The sequence below is a fragment of the Pseudorhodoplanes sp. genome, from assembly GCF_035565855.1.
Taxonomy (GTDB): Bacteria; Pseudomonadota; Alphaproteobacteria; order Rhizobiales; family Xanthobacteraceae; genus Pseudorhodoplanes.
On the sequence record NZ_DATMRX010000274.1, the window covers coordinates 1 to 3,779 of the forward strand.

Below are 3,779 nucleotides of genomic sequence, written 5' to 3' on the forward strand. Positions count from 1 at the left end.
CACGAAGTAGAAATCCGTCGGCTCCTTGAACACCGCGAATGGCCCGCAGCAATTCGGCACGAAGCTCACGTCGTTGAAGCCGACATGCGGCACGCGCGTGCCCGGCATCAGTGGCGCGATCGGTCGAACCGCGCCGGCGAACCAGCCCAGGCCCACGGTCCGCCCGTTCTCCTCGCCGGTCTCGGCCATGATCTGCATGCCGATGCAGATGCCCAGGATGGGTTTGCGCTGCTTCAGCGCAGCTTCGTTCAGCACGTCGACCAGCGCGAATTCATTCAGATTGCGCATCGCGGCGTCGAAGGCACCGACCCCGGGTAGGATGATCTTGTCAGCGGCGAGCAGCTTTTCCGGGTCGCGCGTCACTTTCGCCGCGCAGCCAAGATAGGCGAGCGCGTTGAGCAACGAATGGATATTGCCCATCTTGTAGTCGACGACGGCGATCATCCGAAAAATTGTCGCCCTACTGAACTTCGAACATCGGCGCCCAGCCCGCATTGGTCTTGCTGAACAGCTTCTTGTTGGCGTGCTTGTCGAGCGCGGCCTGGAACTCGTCGTTCGTCATCTGCATGTAGTCGAGATACATGTCGACGAAGGGTTCCGGATAGGCGTTGTCGTATTTCTTGATCAGCTCGACGGCCTGCTCGCGGTCGAGCGCGCCTCGACGCACGTCGATGCAGGCATCCGCCGTGCAGCGGCCGAAACCGAACTTGAGATACATCAGATAGCAATGCAGATCGAACAGCGCGCTGTCGGTCTGCGCGAAATTCGTATAGGTGCCGACGTTGCGGCCTTTCTTCTCCTCCATACCGAACTTCTCCTTGGCGACGATGTAGTTCCGGTAAGGATCCCAGGAGTCGAAGTAGTTCATGTGCATGTTAACGATGCCGGCCTTCTCGTACTCCTCCTGCGTCGGCAGCAGCCAGAACTTGAGCTGCTCGGCGGAGAATTCGTCGAGATATTTGCGGGGGTCGTTGCCGCTCAGAAGATAGCGCAGCTCGTATTCGCGATCGTGGATCGGGTTGCTCTTGGAATGGCTCAATCCGCCATACTCGACCTCGCCATCCTCGCCCCACATGATCCAGCGGATGCCGAACTGGATCGCGATTCGGAACAGCACGGCGCGCACCGGGATCATCCAGCACAGCAGCGGGTCGCCGAATTCGATCAGTTCGCGCTTGGCGATCTTGCGCATCACCGCCGGATTCGGCGCAACCTTGATGCAGTCGTAGCCCGCCGCGATCAGCTTCTCGAGATTGCGGTTGCCAAGCTCGAACGGCAGTGGCGGCTCGATATGGACGAGCAGCGGGTGCAGGCCGAGGTCGTGTTTCATGCGATAGGCGACGTAGCAGCTGTCCTTGCCGCCGCTGACCGGCACAATGACGTCGAAGCCCGAGGCATTGCCCCGCAGCTCGTCGGCGTATTTCTCAAGCTCCGTCCAGCGCGCTTCCCAGTCGACGATCGTCTTTTTCTCGCGCGCCCACAAACAGGCGTTACAGATGCCGCCTTCGTGGAACGTGATGCGCGGGCGCGTCGCCGGCATCACGCAGTTGGAGCAATAACGCATCAGGGGTTCGGCCATGGGATTCTGCTTTCGGAAGGTCAGACCGGAATCGAGCGGACCTGCCCGCCGGCGTCGCGGTATTCGAGCTTCGCCTTGTCGCGGGTCCGCTGCCAGTATTCCTCGTTGAGATTGCCGTTGATGGCGAGCAGGTCCGGCTGTCGGCGCGCCAGCGTAACAACGTCGTCCAGCGTGAAGATTTCCCCTTCGCGATAGAGCGTCTCGAAGATGCGGCGGAACAGTACGAGATCCTCTTCGTAGTCGAGCGTCAGGCGGATCTCGTCGTGGATGTGCGCGGGGCTCGCCGGCGACACGGTCGCCATCTTGCACAGACCGGTCTTGGTGAAGAAATAGATGAAGCCGGTGTCGTTCTGCCCAGAATTGTAATGCTTGAACACCGCCTCCATCGCCGCGCGGGTGAAACTCTTGGAGGCGACGCCGAGTGGCAGCTTCTCGCAGGTGACGATGCCGAGGCTGCGGTCCGCGAGCAGCGTCTCCATCGTCCGGTCCATGTAAAAGGTGTCGGTGAGCGGATCGTCGCCGTCGGCCTGGATCACCGCGTCGAAGCCGAAATGCGCGATGGCGTCATGAAAGCGGCGGATGATGTCGTCCGTGCTGCCGCGGAACACCGATGCGCCGTAGCTCGTCACAGCTTCGACCAGCGGATCATCCGAGGCATCCCCGGTCGTGCAGACGACGACCTTTTTCGGATCGTCGATGTACCGGCTCGCACAGACGCGATCGAGCAGATGATAAACCACTGGCCGGCCGCAGATCTGCATCAGGGCCTTGCCCGGCAGGCGTTCGGATTTCAGCCGGATCGGAATGAGCGCGCCGATAGTCATGACGGGTTGCTGCGTCCTATTTGAAATAACGGATGGTCTTGTAGAGCGCTTCGACCTGCGGCTCGGCTTCCGCCTTGCTGCCGAAATTGGTGACGAACTGCATCAGCTTCGGCTGGACCGTGTCTGCGACCGGGCAGACCGGGCGCTTGTAATCGAGCGGACCGTACAGCGGCGGGCAGAGCTTCTTCCACGCACCCGACGCGAAGATCGTCTCATCATAGAGCAGCGCCCAGGCGGCATAGATGCCGTCGCCGCCGAACTCGACATATTTGGCGCGAAAGTCCTTCCACGACACGTCGTCCCGCTCGTATTTGCAGGTCCAGGTCCAATAGGTATTGAGATAATCCTTCGGCGTCTTCTGCGGGAGGAGATAGCTGCACTCCTTGGCAGCCTCCGCATACATCGCAGCGATGTCGAGCCGCAGCTTGATGAAGAAGTCCATGCGCTCAGTCTGCGCGAGGCCGAGCGCGGCGGCCACTTCCGGCATGCGGAAATTGTAGCCGAAGGCGTCGTGCCGCTTGTAGGCCGGGTCCTGGAAGATGTCCTTGTGGCGGCGGATGCGGCCGTCTCCCGCCGGCAGCGCGGCATAGCCGAGGCTGCCGAACTTGCGCATCTTGATCGCGTATTCCTCGTTGTCGGTAACGACGATGCCACCGTCGCCCGTGGTGATGTGCTTGGAGTTCTCGGTCGAGTAGCTGGTGATCTGCGCGATGCTCGCGATCGGCCGGCCCTTGTATTCCGCCATATGCGCTTCGGCGGCGTCCATGATCACCGGGATGTTGTGCTTGCGCGACAGCTCCATGATCGGGTCCATGTCGCAGCACAGCCCGTAGAGCGCGACCGGCATGATCGCCTTGGTGCGCGGCGTGATCTTGCGGGCGATGTCGGCGGGGTCGATGTTGAAGGTGTCGGGATCGATGTCCGCGAACACCGGCACCGCATTCTGCGCGAGGATCACATCAAGGTTCGAGATCACCGTCAGCGGCGGGGTGATGACCTCGTCGCCGTAGCCGACGCCGACCGCGTAAAGCGCGGCCTGCAGCGTGCCGGTACCCGAATTGAAGGTGATGGCGTATTTGCTGCCGACTTTTTTTGCGAAAGCCGTCTCGAAGCGGTTGTTCATGCTGCCCGACGTGCCCGAGCCGAAGCCCGAGTCGATCACTTCGCGGATATAGCGAAGCTCGAGTTCGCCGAAACGCCATGTGTTCTTCATGGAAAGTCCTGATTACCCTTGCGCGTTATGCGCGTTCGAAGCGGAACTCGTCCGCAAAACATCCGAGATAGATGTGGTCGCAGTAGCCGTCCTCGAAGCGATCCTGCCGGCGCAGCGTACCTTCGACGACAAAGCCGAGCTTGAGGAAGACTTTCAGCATCGG

The 3,779-nt window shown here is 61.1% G+C and carries 4 protein-coding genes; all 4 read right to left on the reverse strand.

All coding sequences use genetic code 11. The annotated features are described in order from the left end of the window. Window positions 1–444, reverse strand: a 444-nt coding sequence (hisH, locus tag VN004_RS15700) for an imidazole glycerol phosphate synthase subunit HisH (RefSeq protein ID WP_325611884.1), incomplete at its 3' end; no start/stop codon positions are given. A gap of 16 nt (window positions 445–460) precedes the next feature. After that, window positions 461–1,579 (reverse strand): N-acetyl sugar amidotransferase, encoded by a 1,119-nt coding sequence (locus VN004_RS15705; RefSeq protein WP_325611886.1) that lies wholly within the window; start codon window positions 1,577–1,579, stop codon window positions 461–463. A gap of 20 nt (window positions 1,580–1,599) precedes the next feature. Continuing rightward, window positions 1,600–2,403: a cytidylyltransferase domain-containing protein gene (locus VN004_RS15710; protein ID WP_325611888.1), complete on the reverse strand. Its 804-nt coding sequence runs from the start codon at window positions 2,401–2,403 to the stop codon at window positions 1,600–1,602. Window positions 2,404–2,419: 16 nt separating this feature from the next. Beyond that, window positions 2,420–3,616: a DegT/DnrJ/EryC1/StrS family aminotransferase gene (locus VN004_RS15715; RefSeq protein ID WP_325611890.1), complete on the reverse strand. Its 1,197-nt coding sequence runs from the start codon at window positions 3,614–3,616 to the stop codon at window positions 2,420–2,422. Window positions 3,617–3,779 lie beyond the last annotated feature (163 nt).